Source organism: Lacihabitans sp. CCS-44 (assembly GCF_024343735.1).
GTDB lineage: Bacteria > Bacteroidota > Bacteroidia > Cytophagales > Spirosomataceae > Leadbetterella.
Window position 1 is genome coordinate 215,866 of sequence record NZ_RJUE01000061.1, and the last position, 15,626, is coordinate 231,491.

16 protein-coding genes are annotated in these 15,626 nt (G+C 36.0%); 10 read left to right on the forward strand and 6 right to left on the reverse strand.

From position 1 onward, the window contains the following. Positions 1-72 precede the first annotated feature (72 nt). Positions 73-330: a 30S ribosomal protein S20 gene (rpsT, locus tag EGI26_RS17285; protein WP_255049628.1), complete on the reverse strand. Its 258-nt coding sequence runs from the start codon at positions 328-330 to the stop codon at positions 73-75. Positions 331-533: 203 nt separating this feature from the next. On the opposite strand from rpsT, the gene EGI26_RS17290 reads away from it, so the two are divergent. From EGI26_RS17290 to EGI26_RS17300, 3 genes are read left to right on the forward strand one after another with little or no spacing between them, the layout of a single operon-like run. Next, complete coding sequence (locus EGI26_RS17290) at positions 534-1,406, forward strand: glycerophosphodiester phosphodiesterase family protein (protein WP_255080321.1); 873 nt, start codon at positions 534-536, stop codon at positions 1,404-1,406. A gap of 3 nt (positions 1,407-1,409) precedes the next feature. After that, on the forward strand, positions 1,410-2,756 hold the full coding sequence (locus EGI26_RS17295) for an amidohydrolase (RefSeq protein WP_255080322.1): 1,347 nt from the start codon (positions 1,410-1,412) through the stop codon (positions 2,754-2,756). Next, positions 2,757-3,386 carry an L-threonylcarbamoyladenylate synthase gene (locus tag EGI26_RS17300; RefSeq protein WP_255080323.1) on the forward strand — a complete coding sequence of 210 codons (630 nt, stop codon included), beginning with the start codon at positions 2,757-2,759 and terminating at the stop codon, positions 3,384-3,386. On the opposite strand, the gene EGI26_RS17305 is transcribed toward EGI26_RS17300, so the two are convergent. Continuing rightward, a complete protein-coding gene (locus EGI26_RS17305; RefSeq protein WP_255080324.1) occupies positions 3,383-5,509 on the reverse strand; it encodes a Tex family protein in 2,127 nt (708 codons plus the stop codon). The genes EGI26_RS17300 and EGI26_RS17305 overlap by 4 nt on opposite strands. A 137-nt stretch (positions 5,510-5,646) precedes the next feature. On the opposite strand from EGI26_RS17305, the gene EGI26_RS17310 reads away from it, so the two are divergent. Together EGI26_RS17310 and EGI26_RS17315 are read left to right on the forward strand one after the other, a co-directional pair. Continuing rightward, complete coding sequence (locus tag EGI26_RS17310) at positions 5,647-6,144, forward strand: hypothetical protein (protein WP_255080325.1); 498 nt, start codon at positions 5,647-5,649, stop codon at positions 6,142-6,144. 3 nt (positions 6,145-6,147) lie between these two features. Further along, a complete protein-coding gene (locus EGI26_RS17315) occupies positions 6,148-7,359 on the forward strand; it encodes an NAD(P)/FAD-dependent oxidoreductase (RefSeq protein WP_255080326.1) in 1,212 nt (403 codons plus the stop codon). Here EGI26_RS17315 and EGI26_RS17320 read toward each other — a convergent pair. After that, positions 7,348-8,721, reverse strand: a complete 1,374-nt coding sequence (locus EGI26_RS17320) for a sodium:solute symporter family protein (RefSeq protein WP_255080328.1) — start codon at positions 8,719-8,721, stop codon at positions 7,348-7,350. The genes EGI26_RS17315 and EGI26_RS17320 overlap by 12 nt on opposite strands. 79 nt (positions 8,722-8,800) lie before the next feature. Here EGI26_RS17320 and EGI26_RS21250 point away from each other — a divergent pair, with 79 nt between their 5' ends. Next, complete coding sequence (locus tag EGI26_RS21250; RefSeq protein WP_255080329.1) at positions 8,801-9,640, forward strand: tyrosine-type recombinase/integrase; 840 nt, start codon at positions 8,801-8,803, stop codon at positions 9,638-9,640. Here the strand turns inward: EGI26_RS21250 and pdxA are convergent. Then, positions 9,637-10,716, reverse strand: coding sequence for a 4-hydroxythreonine-4-phosphate dehydrogenase PdxA (gene pdxA, locus EGI26_RS17330; RefSeq protein WP_255080330.1), 1,080 nt, complete (start codon positions 10,714-10,716; stop codon positions 9,637-9,639). The two genes, EGI26_RS21250 and pdxA, sit on opposite strands and share 4 nt — an antisense overlap. Before the next feature lie 343 nt (positions 10,717-11,059). Here pdxA and EGI26_RS17335 point away from each other — a divergent pair, with 343 nt between their 5' ends. Then, positions 11,060-11,476 (forward strand): hypothetical protein, encoded by a 417-nt coding sequence (locus EGI26_RS17335; RefSeq protein ID WP_255080332.1) that lies wholly within the window; start codon positions 11,060-11,062, stop codon positions 11,474-11,476. Positions 11,477-11,537: 61 nt separating this feature from the next. On the opposite strand, the gene EGI26_RS17340 is transcribed toward EGI26_RS17335, so the two are convergent. Then, positions 11,538-12,176 carry a Crp/Fnr family transcriptional regulator gene (locus EGI26_RS17340; RefSeq protein ID WP_255080333.1) on the reverse strand — a complete coding sequence of 213 codons (639 nt, stop codon included), beginning with the start codon at positions 12,174-12,176 and terminating at the stop codon, positions 11,538-11,540. 68 nt (positions 12,177-12,244) lie between these two features. After that, entirely contained in the window at positions 12,245-13,339 is a 1,095-nt protein-coding gene (locus EGI26_RS17345) for a chorismate mutase (protein WP_255080334.1), read from the reverse strand. A 109-nt stretch (positions 13,340-13,448) separates the two neighbouring features. Between EGI26_RS17345 and EGI26_RS17350 the strand changes: the two genes are divergently transcribed. Genes EGI26_RS17350 through EGI26_RS17360 form a run of 3 tightly spaced genes read left to right on the forward strand, consistent with a single transcriptional unit; the run spans position 13,449 to position 15,558 of the window. Further along, positions 13,449-14,642 (forward strand): proline dehydrogenase family protein, encoded by a 1,194-nt coding sequence (locus tag EGI26_RS17350; RefSeq protein ID WP_255080335.1) that lies wholly within the window; start codon positions 13,449-13,451, stop codon positions 14,640-14,642. Next, complete coding sequence (locus tag EGI26_RS17355) at positions 14,639-15,304, forward strand: lipoprotein signal peptidase (RefSeq protein WP_255080336.1); 666 nt, start codon at positions 14,639-14,641, stop codon at positions 15,302-15,304. The genes EGI26_RS17350 and EGI26_RS17355 overlap by 4 nt, the downstream gene beginning before the upstream one ends. After that, positions 15,301-15,558, forward strand: a complete 258-nt coding sequence (locus EGI26_RS17360; RefSeq protein ID WP_255080337.1) for a hypothetical protein — start codon at positions 15,301-15,303, stop codon at positions 15,556-15,558. Before EGI26_RS17355 ends, EGI26_RS17360 begins: the two co-directional genes overlap by 4 nt. Positions 15,559-15,626: the final 68 nt, after the last annotated feature.

Sequence of the window (15,626 nt, forward strand, 5' to 3'; positions counted from 1 at the left end):
TTTAGAATAAAACTAAACAAAAAAAGGCTGACTCAAAAAAGTCAGCCTTCAAAATAATATTTTTCGGAAAAATTAAGCTGCCAAAGCATTTACATGCTTAGTCAGTGAAGACTTAAGGTTAGCTGCCTTATTTTTGTGAATTACATTCTTACGAGCCAATTTGTCAACCATCGAAGAAACTGCTTTCAACAATGTAGACGCCTCAACTGCATCTTTAGAAGCTCTCAATTTTCTGATAGCTGTTCTAGTAGTTTTATGTTGGTAACGATTTCTTAAACGTTTAGCCTCGTTTGATCTAATTCTCTTTAATGCTGACTTATGATTTGCCATCTGAAATATTTAATTAATTCTTATTTGTCTATTCTTTCGGACTGCAAAATTAAGAAATTATTTCGAAATCTAAAAAAATATCTAGAAAATATTCATTAAAGATTTAAATTTTGATTGGTTGGTCGTTTTTTGGCATGCTTTTGCGATAAATTTAACCTGTTATGGCTAAATTTGTCCAATACATTTTAGACATTTCAATCATAATGACAAAAAAATTAGGATTAATTTTGTTAATATTTGTTGGTTTTTCCTGCAAAATAACTCAAACTAACAAAAAATATACAGCTCAGCCAAGTTCTATTTTTGAGTTTTTTCAATACGAAAAATCAAAAAGAACAATGGTCTCGGTTCATCGTGGTGGTGGTGAACTGAAAGGTTTTCCTGAAAATTGCCTCGAATCTTTTGACTATATTTCAAAAAAAATGCCGTGTTTGATAGAGTGTGACATAGAAATGACTAAAGATTCGGTGATGGTTTTGATGCACGATAAAACCCTTGACCGAACTTCCACAGGAATAGATTTAGTTGTAAATAATACTTTTGAAACCGTGCGAAAACTTAAGTTGAAGGATAATTTTGGCAATTCCACTGATTATAAAATCCCAACTCTAGAAAATGCCCTCAAATGGGGTAAGGATAAGGTAATCTTTACCCTTGATGTAAAGAAAACCACTCCATTCAAAAGAGTAGTTGAGATGGTGGACAAACTAAATGCCGAGAATTACGCACTCATCATCACCTACAATGCAAATGAAGCCATTGAGGTGTATAAATTAAATCCTAATCTCCTCATTTCTGTAAGTATAATGCAAGTGTCTGACTATGAGCGTCTTCATGAGGCTGGGATTCCTGACCAGAATATGGTTGCATTTATTGGAACTAGAGAACCCAAAACCGAACTTATTGATTTTTTGCATAAAAAAGGTATTATGTGTATCTTGGGCGTGTTAGGCAATTTGGACAAGAGAGCCGCCGCAAGAGGAGATGAATATTATAAGACTTTTATCGACCAAGGCGTGGATATTTTGGCCACAGACCGCCCAGAAGCTGTAAACGAAATAATAAACAAACTATAAATAATGAAAAAACTCCTAACCCTATCCTTATTATTGGGCTTGTCGCAAGTTCAAATTGTTGCTCAAACCAACATCAAACAAATCATTGAGCTGAAGTCTAAAGAAATTGAGCCCAAAGTTATCGCCTGGCGTAGAGATTTTCACGAGCATCCAGAGCTTGGAAATCAGGAATTTAGAACTGCAAAAATTGTTGCAGATCATCTAAGGTCATTAGGCATCGAAGTTACCGAAAACGTAGCTTTTACGGGTGTTGTAGGTGTTCTTAAAGGTGGAAAACCAGGTCCAGTGATGCTTTTGAGAGCAGATATGGATGGTTTACCCGTGACCGAAAGAGTAGATGTTCCATTTAAGTCAAACGTGAAGGTTACTTATAATGAGCAAACTACCGGTGTGATGCATGCTTGTGGGCACGACAGCCATGTGGCTATTTTGATGGGAACAGCTTCTGTTTTGGCCAGTATGAAGGATCAGATAGCTGGAACTGTAAAATTTGTTTTTCAACCAGCTGAAGAAGGTGTTACAGACAAAAATATAGCTTTTGGTGCGGATGGGATGATAAAAGCGGGTGTTTTGGAAAATCCAAAAGTAGATGTAGCTTTTGGTTTGCACATCAACTCACAAACACCTGCGGGTATGATTGCTTACAAGCCAGGACCAACTCTTGCGGCTGTGGACGAACTTAATATCAAAATCAAAGGTAAGCAAACTCACGGAGCTTATCCTTGGGAGGGTGTTGATCCTATCGTAACTGCTTCACAAATTATTATGGGACTTCAAACCATTGTTTCGAGAAGTGTAAAACTTACTGAAGCACCTGCTGTAGTGACAGTTGGAGCGGTACATGGAGGAATTAGACATAATATTATTCCAGAAGAGGTGAAGATGATTGGAACAATCAGAACATTGGGAAGAGAGCAGAGAGTTTTGGTACATAAGAGAATTAAGGCCATTGCTAAGAGCATAGGTGAAGGTGCAGGATGCGAAGTGGATGTGGACATTGTTAACGGTTATCCTGTAACGATTAACGATGTAGAACTCACAAAAATGATGGTTCCTACTCTCTTCGAATCGGCTGGTAATAATATGGTTAGAGAAGTTCCAGCATCTATGGGAGCTGAAGATTTCAGTTATTTTCAGGAAAAAGTACCTGGTTTTTTCTTCTTTTTAGGAGGAATGGATCCCAAAAAGCCTTCTAGTGAGGCCGCTCCACACCACACTCCCGATTTTTATTTAGATGAGTCGGGGTTTACGGTTGGCGTTAAAACATTCTGTAATTTGGTTTTCAATTATCCTGCCCTTAAAAATCCAGTTCCTGTAGCAACATCGACTGGTAAGAAAAAAATAAAATAAATGGCCGCTGAATTAGTAGAGGTATTTCCTGATAATCCTGACGACAGGGTTATTGATAAAATTGTAAACTGTTTGAAAAACGGTGGGGTAATTATTTATCCCACCGATACGGTTTATTCCATGGGCTGTGATTCGAGCAATGTGAAAGCTGTAGAAAGACTTTGTAAGCTCAAAAACATAAAACCAAGTCAGAATAAATTCTCTATTGTTTGTAGTGACTTAAGAGATATTTCAACTTACGCCAAAGTGTCCAATGAGGCTTTTCGACTAATGAAAAGTCTACTTCCAGGACCTTTTACATTCATTATGCCCTCTACAGGGGATTTGCCCAAAATACTCCAAACCAACAGAAAAACTATCGGAATAAGAGTACCAGACCACAAAGTTCCCAATCTTATTATTCAAAAGCTAGGGCATCCTATCATCACAACCTCTGTCAAAGACGACATTGACGACATTGTAGAATACCCGAATGAAATAGAATTACTTTTTGACCAAAACCAGCACAAAGTGGACATGATCGTGGACGCAGGTTGGTGCGGAGTAATTCCTTCCACAGTAGTTGATGCTACTGAAAGTTCAAACATTCATGTATTGAGAGAAGGTTTAGGCGATGTAGGCGATATTTAGACGTCCTTCATGCTCAAAGCAATCCTTTTTCTTTGAACATCCACCTCTATAACTTTCACCATGACTTTCTGATGCACTTTCACCACTTCATTGGGGTCTTTTATAAATCTATTGGCCATATTCGATAAATGCACAAGGCCATCCTGATGAACACCAATATCTACAAAACATCCGAAAGCGGTTATGTTGGTCACTATTCCTGGCAAAACCATGTTGGTAGTCAGGTCTTTCATGTCATTAACATTTCCAAATTCAAAGCTTTCTAATTGTTCTCTTGGGTCACGACCTGGCTTTTTCAGTTCATTCAGAATATCATTAAGCGTAGGCAAACCAACTTCTTTGGTAACATATTGTTTTGGATCAATACTTTTTTGAAGATTCTGATTTTCAATCAATTGTTTCAAAGTTGTGTTTAGGTTTTTTGCCATTTTTTCAACCAAATGATAACTTTCTGGGTGCACTGCCGAGTTATCCAATGGATTTTCTGCCCCATGAATCCGGAGAAATCCTGCAGCTTGTTCGAATGCCTTTTCACCGAGCCTAGGCACAAGTTTTAGCTCTTTTCTGCTTTTGAACTTACCATTTTTGGTTCTGTAATCAATGATATTTTGAGCAATAGAAGGACCGATGCCTGACACATAACTCAACAAATGTTTACTCGCAGTATTTAATTCTACACCTACAAGGTTTACACAAGATTCCACTGTTACATCTAACGATTCTTTTAGGTTTTTTTGGTCAACATCGTGTTGATATTGTCCTACTCCGATGGATTTTGGGTCTATTTTTACCAATTCTGCCAATGGATCCATCAATCTTCGTCCGATAGAAACGGCACCACGGACGGTCAAATCTTTGTTAGGAAACTCTTCTCTGGCAATATCAGAGGCCGAATAAATAGATGCTCCTTGTTCCGAAACTACCACTGTCATCACCGATTTGCCTTTTTCGAAACTTGAAAGTGCATTTTTTACAAAACTTTCGGTTTCTCGACTCGCCGTTCCGTTACCGATGGCGATGGCTTCTATTTTATGTTTTTCTATTAATGATCTTATAATGGCTGCCGATTCTTGTTGTTTGGTTAACGGAAAAATAACCAAGTCTTCTATTAAATCGCCCAATTCGTTCAAAACCACAGTTTTGCAACCTGTCCGAATACCTGGGTCTATGGATAAAACTCGTTTTTGGCCTAAAGGGGCGGAAAGTAACAGTTGCCTTAAATTTCCAGTGAATATCTGAATCGCTGCCAAATCGGCTTTTTCTTTAAGTTTGTTGTCAAATTCTTTCTCTAAACTGGGTAGAAGAAGTCTTTTTAGTGAATCTTCAACAGCCAAGCCAACTTGCTGTTTGGGTTCTGTAAAGCCTTGTAAATAAATTCTTTCTAGCAAATCAATCGCATATTCAAGCTCGATATCAATACTCACTTTCAAAAATCCCTCTTCTTCGCCTCGTTTTATCGCCAAATATCTATGTGAAGGAATGCTTTTGCCAGCTTCTGAATAGTCGAAATAGTCTTTGTATTTTGCGGCCTCCGTTTCTTTTCCTTTTTTGAGTTTTGAAGTCAGGATTCCGCTCTTTTCAAAGACAGTTCTTATCTTATTTCTCGCATTTATGTCTTCATTTATCCATTCTGCTATGATATCTCTTGCTCCAGCAAGTGCCTCAGCCGTATTTTTTACTTTGTCAGAAACGTACTTTTTTGCGATATTTTCTATATCTCGGTCTTTCTGGCCAAAAATAATCTTTGCAAGCGGTTCTAAACCATTCTCAATGGCTATCGTTGCTCTGGTTTTCTTTTTTTGCTTGTATGGCAGATATATATCTTCTAATTCGTTTACAAAAAGTGCATTCTTTAAGGAGTTTTCGAGCTCAGGAGTTAGTTTTCCTTGTTCTTGGATAGATTTCAGAATGGCTTCTCGTCTTTTATCGGCTTCTATGAATTTTTCATGAAGCTTCTTTATATCCAAAATTTCTACTTCGTCGAGACTCTCTGTTACTTCTTTTCTATATCTGGCTATAAAGGGCACAGTGGCACCATCTAGCAACAATTCTACCGTTTTTGTGATTTGAGATGATCTAAGTTTGAGTGTTTCACTCGTATATTGAATTTGTTTGGCGGTCATTCCAACTATTTGTTTTTATTTTTGGTCTTCATTACAAAAATCAGAAGATTTTCCCGAAAACAAGTTTCTAAGAAGACTTTATTTTTGAAGAAACTTGCAATCAACTGACAGATATTAAATTACAAATTGATTATCTCATGAAAAATACCCTCATTCTATTTTTATCAATATTTTTGGTTTCTTCTTGTGGTTTTATTGACCTTGATCCAAAATCAACCACTAATTTGTCCACCATAACCATTAAGTCTGGGCAAAGTTTTGGCTTTTGTGTGGGTAAGTGTCACGCTGAAATGACGATAAAAGACCAACATGTTAATTTTTTAGTGAAAGAACGCAATTTTGAGTCGGGTGTTTTAGAAAACAAAGAGTACGCTTACAAAGATGTTTTATCTGCTCAAAAAGTGAGCGATATTGAGAAATTAATAGATACACAAAAATTCTTCAACCTCAATGATGTTTACGGATGCCCCGACTGTGCAGATGGCGGTTCGGAATGGATAGAAATCATTACGGCCGATGATAAATCTAAGAAAGTGACATTTGAATATGGAAAAACCGTTCCTGAAATTGAAAAATTGATTAAATTGCTTCGCGAAGAGCGAGAAGCTCTGAGTTCTAAGTACATGAAACAATAATTGATGCTCGAATTTGATTTTCTAGTGATTGGGGGCGGAGCAGCGGGCTATTTTGCGGCTATAAATGCAGCTCAAAATTTACCCAATATAAAAGTTGCTATTTTAGAGAAAAACCGTGAGGTTTTACAAAAAGTAAAAGTCTCTGGTGGTGGCAGATGTAATGTAACGAATGCTATCACTGAACCCACAGAGTTGATAAACAATTACCCTAGAGGTCACGAGTTTTTGTTAGAACCTTTCGAAAGATTTGGTTCAAAAGATGTTTTTACTTGGTTTGAAAAACGGGGAATTCGACTCAAAACAGAGAAAGATGCCAGGGTATTTCCTGAGAGTAATTCATCACAAACTATCATTGATTGTTTTTTATATGAATCTAAGTCAGTAAAGCTCTTTACTTCAGAAAGAGTGAAGAATATTGTAAAAAAGGGAAGTTTTTGGGAGGTTTCCACCAATTCTGAGAAGACTTTTGTTACAAAGAATTTGCTAATTGCCACAGGTAGCGACAAAAGAATTTGGGAGATTCTAACCGGTTTGAATTTTAAAATAGCACCACAAGCTCCGTCGCTTTTTACCTTCAATATTAAAGACGAAAAACTTAAAGATTTACAGGGAGTAAGTTTCTCAGCTTGCTCGGTCAAAATTCTTAATTCTACGTTTGAGCAGTCTGGTCCTTTACTCATTACACACTGGGGATTATCCGGTCCGGCTATTTTAAAGCTCTCGGCTTGGGCCGCTTTAGAACTTAAAGCCAAAGATTATGTTTTTAAAATTGCTGTAAATTGGCTTCCAGAAATACAGAAAGACAAGGTTTTGAATGAATTCCGGTTAAATCTTGAAATAAACCCAAAGAAAAATGTTTTGGCCAATCCATTGTTTGGTCTTACTGCTAGATTTTGGAAATACATTTGTGAAAAAGCTGGAATATCTGAGCATCAAAAATGGGCGGAGACCGGCAAAAAGCATTTTCAAGCTTTGTCCGATAATTTGCTTTCAGCCCAATATGAAGTAAATGGTAAAAGTACTTTTAAAGAAGAATTCGTGACTGCTGGAGGAATTGATCTTTCGGAAATATACCCTGAAACTTTTTCTTCAAAAAAACACGAAAACTTGTTCTTCGCAGGTGAGATTTTAAACATTGATGCAGTTACAGGGGGCTTTAACTTTCAAGCTGCTTGGACAGGTGGCTGGCACGTGGCCAAAGGTTTAGGTTTTTGAGAATAGACTTCCTAAAATCATCGCCAATAAGCTGATTATAAATCCAAATACCGCTGGAGGGACTCCCAAGTCGATATTGAGAGCTATTAACCAAGAAATTGTGCCTAGAATCATGGATAATATTGCTCCAGTTTTACTCGCTTTTTTCCAATAAAGACCAGCGGTAAGTGGTACAAAAAGTGCTACCAAACTCAAGGCAGATGCTTCACCCACCAATTCATAAATATTGGTTTTAATAAATGTCATCGAAACGGCGATGATGGTAATAGCAATGGTCGAATACCGCATGATTTTCAATAAATCTTGGTCTTTTAATGATTTGCCAAAATAAGGTTTTATGATGTTTTCTGCCACCACAGTAGCTGGTGCTAAAATAGCAGCACTACAAGTACTTAAAATGGCCGAAATCAATGCTCCAAAAAACAGTATTTGAATAAAAAGATTGGTATGAGCCAATACCAATTCAGGAATGAACATTTGATTGTCAGCTTTCAATAGCTCTGGGTGCGAAATTGAACCAAACAGTACAACTGATAAAGGCAGAAAGGCTACGGTCAAGTACATAAATGCTGAAATAACAGATCCTCTTACTGCAGTGTTTTCTGATTTTGCAGACAATACTCTCTGAAATACGTCTTGCTGTGGAATAGAACCCCATCCGATTGTAATCCATGCCGAGAAGTATAATAACCAAGTATTTAAATTATTTTCCTTAGGAATCATCCTAAAAAAATCTTTTGGAATTTTTGTTTTTATGGTGTCGAAACCTCCAGAATGTGCATAAAAATAATAACTTAAATATCCCAATCCTCCTACTATTAAAACGGTTTGGATCGTATCAGTTATAGATATCGACCACATGCCGCCAATAAATGTGTAAAACAAAACTATAGATGCACATAAAATTACTCCCAAAACAAAGGGCAGCCCAGAAATGGCTTGTAAAATAATGGCCAAAGCAATTAATTGTGCCGCAATCCAGCTGAAGTAGGAGGGGATCATGAAAAAAGCCGATATAACCTCTACTTTTTTTCCAAACCGTAAGCCAAAATAATCGCTAAAAGTATAAAGTTTAAGTCTATAAAGTGGTTTTGCGAAAAATAAACCAATGAGCAATAAACACAAAGACGCTCCAAAGGGATCTTCAATGACTCCAATTAAACCATGACTAAGAAACTCTGAACTCGCACCCATTACAGTCTCTGAACCAAACCAGGTAGCAAACAAGCCAGAGGCGACCACGAAGGTGGGCATTTTTCTGCCGGCAAGTACATAATCCTGCGAATTCTTAACAAACTTGGAGGAATACCAACCTACTATAACAGTGATAAAAAGGTAGATTCCTATAAATATTAATAACATGAAACGAAATTGCGAGTTTTAAAGAAAAAAATGTAAATTTGACATCAAAAGTAAAACATTATAAATATTCATACCAGCAGTGACACACTTAATTGAGAGATTTACAGAGCATCTAAAAAAAGGAAAATATAATTCGGCCACTATTGCTGCTTATCGAAACGCCATCTTTGTTTTTTATAACCACTTCAGAGATTATCCTCAAAGCAAAATTACTGACGAGCTAATCTCTAATTACCTTTTAGGACTATCTAATAATAAGAATTCTAAGCACGACGCTGTTCAGTCAGGGAAAGCTATTAAATTATTCTATGAAGTTATTTTTAGCAAAAAACTGAATCTAAAATCTACAGGAAAAATCAAGGAAGACCAAATTATAGATATTTTGTCGCATGAAGAGTTGTTTCAATTGTTTAATGCCGTTAGGAATATCAAACACAAGCTTCTTTTGATGTTTGTGTATAATAATGGCTTGAAAGTTAATGAGATAATAAACTTGGAGCTGGATGATGTAGATACAGAAAATAACACGATTACCATAAAGAACGACAATCCTAAGAGAACAAGGGTGTTGAGACTATCTCCAAATTTAAATTGGCACATAGAAAAATACAAATTGAAACATAATCCCCAAAAGGTATTTTTTCCAGGGTCTGGTGGAGAAGGTTACTATTCAGCTCGAAATATTCAATTATTTTTCCAGAAATCTTTGGCAGATGCAGGATTAAATAAGCACGCTACGCTAAACACACTCCGACACAGTTTCGCTGTGCATTCGTTAGAAATGGGCATGGATGTACATATTTTACAACGAATTTTGGGACATAGCAACATTCAAACAACAACTGTTTACAATCAGTTTGTAAAAGTTAAGGTAGAATCGCTAAGAAGCCCGTTAGAAAATATTGACATTTTGGGTTAATTCTTTTCTTTTCTTAAGCTATCGATATCAATTTTCTGATGTTTTAGTGCATTGGTTTCTAAGTCTATGTATTCTTTTCGTTTTTTTGAAATATCTACTGCAGCATATATGGCATGCAACATAGAGCTAGCATCCGCTTGGTTTTTTCCGGCTATGTCAAAGCCTGTTCCATGATCTGGGGAAGTTCGAATACCCATCATACCTGCTGTGAAATTGACTCCAGTGTCAAATGCGAGCATTTTAAATGGTGTCAAGCCTTGGTCGTGATACATAGCCAATATCCCATCGAATTTTTTGAAATTTCCTGTTGCAAAAAAACCATCTGTGGGAAACGGCCCCATTACCAAGTTGCCTTGTTTTTTGAATTCTTCAATAACAGGATTTATGGTATTGATCTCTTCATCTCCCAATAAACCATTTTCTCCGGCATGAGGATTTAAACCCAAAACAGCTATTTTGGGCTTAGTAATGCCAAAATCTATTTTGAGAGATTCAATCATTATTTTCAATTTGGAAGTGATCAATTCTTTGGTTAACTTCTTCTTTACCAAGTCAATAGGGATGTGCCCAGTTACAACACCAATCCTTATATCTTCCGAAATCATAAACATAAGAACTTCCTTCTTCTCAAATTCTTTTGCTAGATATTCTGTATGCCCTGGAAATGTAAATGATTCACTTTGAATATTTTCTTTAGAAATAGGAGCGGTCACCAAAGCATCAATTTCTCCTTTTTTTAGATCTTCTGTTGCTCTTTTTAAACTTTCAAAAGCCAATTGTCCTGCCTTCGAATCTTTTTTGCCAAAATCTATTTCAAAAAACTCGCCCTTTCCGCAATTTATTAAGTTAGAATTCTTTGCGTTTGCTTGCTTGGCTTCGCTTATAGTTACAAACTGCCAATGGTGTAAATCCACAAATTGTTTGTATTTGCTCAAATGTTTTCCAGAACCATAAATGACAGGATTGCAGATTTTATTTACTCTTTGTGTAGCCAAGGCCTTCAAAAGTACTTCGGGGCCAATTCCGTTTATGTCGCCTATTGTGATTCCTATTTTTGGTAAAAATTCGTTCTCCATTTCTAAAATTTCAACATGTTTGTTGCAAAATTAGTAAATTTTCATGGCTGTTTTTTGATTATTTTCAGAAAAGCCAAAAGGCATTTAGAAAAAGAGAGATTCCGCTTTGAATGAAATTTCAGACATTACATAATAATTGAATGAGACATTTTTAATTCAATTAAAAGCTAAGCTTAAAGTATATGAATTATATACCGAAATTTGAATACCTTTAATTATTATAAATTCCTATAAGCTAATGACGAAGCACTACTTATTTATCCTTACTCTTATTCTCCCCATTTTTACCTTTTCCCAAAATAGAAGTAAGGTTATTTTTGGGGAAATTCTTGGACAAACTTCAATGATTTCGATTAATTTTGATTCAAGATTTAAAAAATCGAACGAAGGACTTGGTTTCAGAGTTGGTTACGGTATTAGTAATGCCTTTGCTTGTAAGGAATGTGATTTTATAGTTTTAAAAGGAAACATTATCCCGATTTCTGTAAATTATCTTTTGGGTAAAAAGAAAAATCATTTAGAATTGGGAACTGGATTAACCGCTTTCATAGCAAGTAAAGACTCTCCAGCCTTCCCCATTTTGGGCTTAGATTTTGGAGAGTATAGCCTTTCTAAAAACTATGGCACTTTTACAATTGGATATCGATATTACAAAAAAACACCTTCGCTATTATTTGGCATTTCTTGGGTTCCTACATACAATAAATACGATTTAAATCCCAAAAACGTAGGAATATCTATTGGTTATAAAATAAATTAGGGAGCTGTTTCTCGAAACAGAGAATTAATAGTATTCACTCCAATTTTGTAATGGACTTATTTTACAACAGTTCTATTTTGTTTCTAGAAAGTTTAAGTTTTCCAATTTTCTCGAGTTGTTTGAGCAATCTAGATACCACTTCACGAGAGGTAGCCAATTCTGTGGCAAGTTCTTCATGTGTGCAATAAAGTATCTTGGTACTGCCCGAAACTTTTATTTTTTTCTTTATTAAAGACAGAAGTCTTTGGTCTAATTTATTGAAAGCTATGCAATCAATGGTTTCTAAAAGGCTGTCAAAGCGTTTTTGGTAGGTTTGGAATACAAATACTTTCCATGTATTGAATTTACACATCCATTCTTCGACTTTCTCAAAAGGGAAAGATAACAATTTCGTATTTTCATCCGCATAGGCAGAAATATCGCTGATTTTTGAGGAAAGACAACAAGTAAGTGACATGGCACAACTATCAAGGCCAGACAAGTGATAAAGCAACATTTCTTTACCGTCTTTATCTTCTCTAAGAATTTTAATAGTACCCTCCAATATTATCGGAACAGATTTTATATATCCTCCGGCTTTCATCAGATAACTTCCAGATTCTATTTCTTGATACCTCCCGAATTTTTGCATCTCAACCAAAAGTTCGTGCTCAAATAAACCCTTGAAGTGTTTTTCGTAAAAATCAATGTCTTTCAGCATAATGTGTCTTTGATTTACAAAAATAACAAAGTTTCAAAAAAAAAGCCTTCCGAAGAAGGCTTTAATTATTATGCATTTTGTTGATTCATAACTTCGGTTTGTTTCCGAATAGACTCCATGTGTATCAGTTTGAATAACTCCTCCACTACTTCTGGATACAGATTAAGGCTTTTTGCCCAGTCTGCACGCGATTCGTGAACTTGCTTCCATCTATTTAATTGAAGAACAGCTACGTTGTTGTCTCTTTTGTATTCGCCCAATTGCTCTACAACAGACATTCTGCTTGCCAATACTTCTAGTAATTCTCTATCAAGATTATCTAATCTTTCTCTTAATCTATCCAGTTCACTTTGGAAGTCGCTTCCATAAGTTGCTTTTCTGAACTCGATTGACTTCAACATTTCTGCCAAAGCGTCTGGGGTCAGCTGCTGCGAAGCATCTGACCAAGCTTCGTCAGGGTTTCTATGAGATTCAATGATTAAACCATCATAGTTTAAGTCCATGGCTCTTTGTGTAAGTTCAGCCAAATATTCTCTCTTTCCTGCCATGTGGCTAGGGTCACCTATCATTGGTATTTGCGGGAAGAATGTCTTAAATTCAACCGCTATTTGCCACATTGGAGAGTTTCTGTATTTTGTTTCTTGAGCATTAGAGAAACCTCTGTGTATGGCTCCCATTTTATTGATACCTGCACCTGCAATTCTTTCGAATGCACCCAACCACAAAGCTAAATCTGGGTTTACTGGGTTTTTGATCAATACAGGAATATCAACTCCTTTAAGCGAATCTGCAAGATCCTGGACATTAAAAGGGTTTACCGTAGTTCTAGCACCAATCCAAAGGACATCAACGCCATATTTCAGCGCTAATTCGACATGCTGAGGTGTAGCTACTTCAACCGCAGTCTTCAATCCAGTTTCAGCTTTAGCTTTTTGTAACCAAGGAAGTGCTTCTTCTCCTTTACCTTCAAAACTACCTGGTCTTGTTCTTGGCTTCCAAACGCCTGCACGCAATATGTGAGCAAAACCATTTTTGGCTATTCCTCGAGCTGTCTCCAATACTTGTTCCTCTGTCTCTGCACTACACGGCCCGGCTATAATAAGAGGCTTTCCACCGGTGTTTACCCAACTATCTAAAGGTAAAACATCTAAATTTGCTTTCATCTGTAATTAATTAAAAAAACCGACACTGAGGTCAATTGTATATCCCTAAACATTATTATTTAAATCCTAATAGGTATCTTTGCAGCCTCATCGACAAACATTCATATAAATGAAACGCCTAGAAATTGATTTTTCAGACACAAAAATTGCCTTTGAAAACCAAAGCATCGAAAAACTCAAAAAGAACTATGCAATTTTTGCTCTAATGAACCAAAATTGGCTCGTAAAGATAGGTACTTTTTTTATTAAATACAGTTTAAAATTTGGTTTGCCCATAAAAAAATTAATAAAAGTAACTATTTTTGAACTTTTTTGTGGTGGTGAAACCATTGAAGATTGTAAAAATACAATTCAGACACTTAATAAATTTTCGGTTGGTACTATTTTGGATTATTCCGTTGAGGGAGAAGATGATGAGGATAGTTTTGATGCCACAGAAAAGGAAATTTTGGATTCTATTGCCTATGCAAGTGTGTATAAAAGCGAAATCCCATTTTCGGTTTTTAAGGTTACGGGGATAGGTTCAAGAGACTTGTTGACCAAAGTTCAGCTAGCCAATGAGACGCTTTCTGATTTAGAGAAACAGAATTATAATAATTTTAAGAGACGTTTTGAAGTTGTTTGTAAAAAAGCAGCAGATTCTGAAATTAGATTATTCATTGATGCAGAAGAAACCTGGATTCAGTCAGTAATTGATGGTTTGGTGCTTGATATGATGAAAAAGTATAACATTGAAGGTAAAACTTTTATTTTCAACACATATCAGTTGTACAGAAATGAAGGTTTAGGAATATTAATGCAGCATATCTCTCAAGCGAAAACCAAAGGCTTTAAAGTAGGTGCTAAATTGGTCAGAGGTGCTTACATGGAAAAAGAGCGAAAAAGGGCTGAAGAAATGAATTATCCAGACCCTATCAACGAAAATAAAGCCAAAACCGATGAGCAATTTAATCTCGCTTTGGAAGCTTGTATTGATCATATTGATGTGGTTAGTGTTTGTTCTGGAACACACAATGATGCAAGCTGCAAACTTGGAATAGACTTGATGAACAAAAAAGGTTTGGATTCTGGAGATCAACATGTTTATTTTGCTCAGCTTTTGGGCATGAGCGACAATATCTCTTATAATTTAGCCAAAAAAGGTTTTAATGTAGCAAAATATGTTCCCTACGGCCCAATAGAAGCTGTAATGCCATATTTGTTCAGAAGAGCTGAAGAAAACACCTCAATAGCGGGTCAAAGCAGTAGAGAGTTTTTGTTATTAAAAAAAGAACTAAAAAGAAGAAGTAAAGAAAAAGTATGAAATTATCCTATAAGTATTTTCTATTCACCATCTTATTGATAATCATTGATCAAGTCCTTAAGCTCTGGATGCATTTTGTGGTAGTTCCACAGCATTTCGGAAATATTGATTTGATTCCTGAGTTTTTAAAACTGCATTACGTGACCAATCCTGGTATGGCCTTTGGTATAGAACTCGGTGGAGAATATGGCAAATTGATTTTGACGAGTTTTAGGCTTGTGGCTATGGTGGCAATTGGTTGGTATCTCAACCATCAGGCACAAAAAACACCTGACAATGGCCTCCTGTGGGCCATTGGAGCCATTTTGGCTGGAGCTATCGGCAATTTGATTGATAGTATTTTTTATGGTGTTTTGTTAATAGGTAACGCGGCAGAAAGTGCCTCAACACCCTGGTTCCATGGCCAGGTAATTGATATGTTTTATTTTAATTTTCTGGATGGTATTTGGCCAGAATGGGTTCCCGTGGTAGGTGGAAATTACCACTTAACTCCCATCTTTAATTTTGCCGATGCATGCATTTTTTGTGGAGTTGCGGCAATCTTAATATTTCAGAAGAGATTCTTAGATATGAAACCTTTAGACGACGAATTTGTAAAACATTTGACAGAAGAAGAGACACCTAACAATATTGATAACAACCCTAAATCAGAAGAAATATGAATTTTACAACTCAAAATACCTTGAAATACCTTAAAATAGGCGTGGCTTTGTCTATTCTTACGGCTTTGTTTATGTCTTACCAAATACCTCAAAGTTTTTATAAAACCTTCAAGTTAATCTTTTTGATATTATCATTGTTAGGCATGTTCTTGATTATGAACTACAAAACTGAAAGGCCGAAGAGGATTTGGAATATAGTTTTGAGTTTATTTGTCTTGACTTTAGTTATTTTAACTTTCTTGGAAAAGTCTTAATTTGGACAGTGGGTAAATAGAAAAAGCCTGATAATTTCGAAATTATCAGGCTTTTTCTATTGTAAAAT

What these genes read in the sequence shown, in the direction of transcription:
- EGI26_RS17350 (WP_255080335.1), top strand. Translation starts at nt 13,449, where the DNA reads ATGAAACGCCTAGAAATTGATTTTTCAGACACAAAAATTGCCTTTGAA.
- EGI26_RS17360 (WP_255080337.1), top strand. Translation starts at nt 15,301, where the DNA reads ATGAATTTTACAACTCAAAATACCTTGAAATACCTTAAAATAGGCGTG.
- EGI26_RS17300 (WP_255080323.1), top strand. Translation starts at nt 2,757, where the DNA reads ATGGCCGCTGAATTAGTAGAGGTATTTCCTGATAATCCTGACGACAGG.
- EGI26_RS17310 (WP_255080325.1), top strand. Translation starts at nt 5,647, where the DNA reads ATGAAAAATACCCTCATTCTATTTTTATCAATATTTTTGGTTTCTTCT.
- EGI26_RS17340 (WP_255080333.1), bottom strand. Translation starts at nt 12,176, where the DNA reads ATGCTGAAAGACATTGATTTTTACGAAAAACACTTCAAGGGTTTATTT.
- rpsT (WP_255049628.1), bottom strand. Translation starts at nt 330, where the DNA reads ATGGCAAATCATAAGTCAGCATTAAAGAGAATTAGATCAAACGAGGCT.
- EGI26_RS17305 (WP_255080324.1), bottom strand. Translation starts at nt 5,509, where the DNA reads ATGACCGCCAAACAAATTCAATATACGAGTGAAACACTCAAACTTAGA.
- EGI26_RS17290 (WP_255080321.1), top strand. Translation starts at nt 534, where the DNA reads ATGACAAAAAAATTAGGATTAATTTTGTTAATATTTGTTGGTTTTTCC.
- EGI26_RS17315 (WP_255080326.1), top strand. Translation starts at nt 6,148, where the DNA reads ATGCTCGAATTTGATTTTCTAGTGATTGGGGGCGGAGCAGCGGGCTAT.
- EGI26_RS17320 (WP_255080328.1), bottom strand. Translation starts at nt 8,721, where the DNA reads ATGTTATTAATATTTATAGGAATCTACCTTTTTATCACTGTTATAGTA.
- EGI26_RS17345 (WP_255080334.1), bottom strand. Translation starts at nt 13,339, where the DNA reads ATGAAAGCAAATTTAGATGTTTTACCTTTAGATAGTTGGGTAAACACC.
- EGI26_RS17295 (WP_255080322.1), top strand. Translation starts at nt 1,410, where the DNA reads ATGAAAAAACTCCTAACCCTATCCTTATTATTGGGCTTGTCGCAAGTT.
- pdxA (WP_255080330.1), bottom strand. Translation starts at nt 10,716, where the DNA reads ATGGAGAACGAATTTTTACCAAAAATAGGAATCACAATAGGCGACATA.
- EGI26_RS17335 (WP_255080332.1), top strand. Translation starts at nt 11,060, where the DNA reads ATGATTTCGATTAATTTTGATTCAAGATTTAAAAAATCGAACGAAGGA.
- EGI26_RS17355 (WP_255080336.1), top strand. Translation starts at nt 14,639, where the DNA reads ATGAAATTATCCTATAAGTATTTTCTATTCACCATCTTATTGATAATC.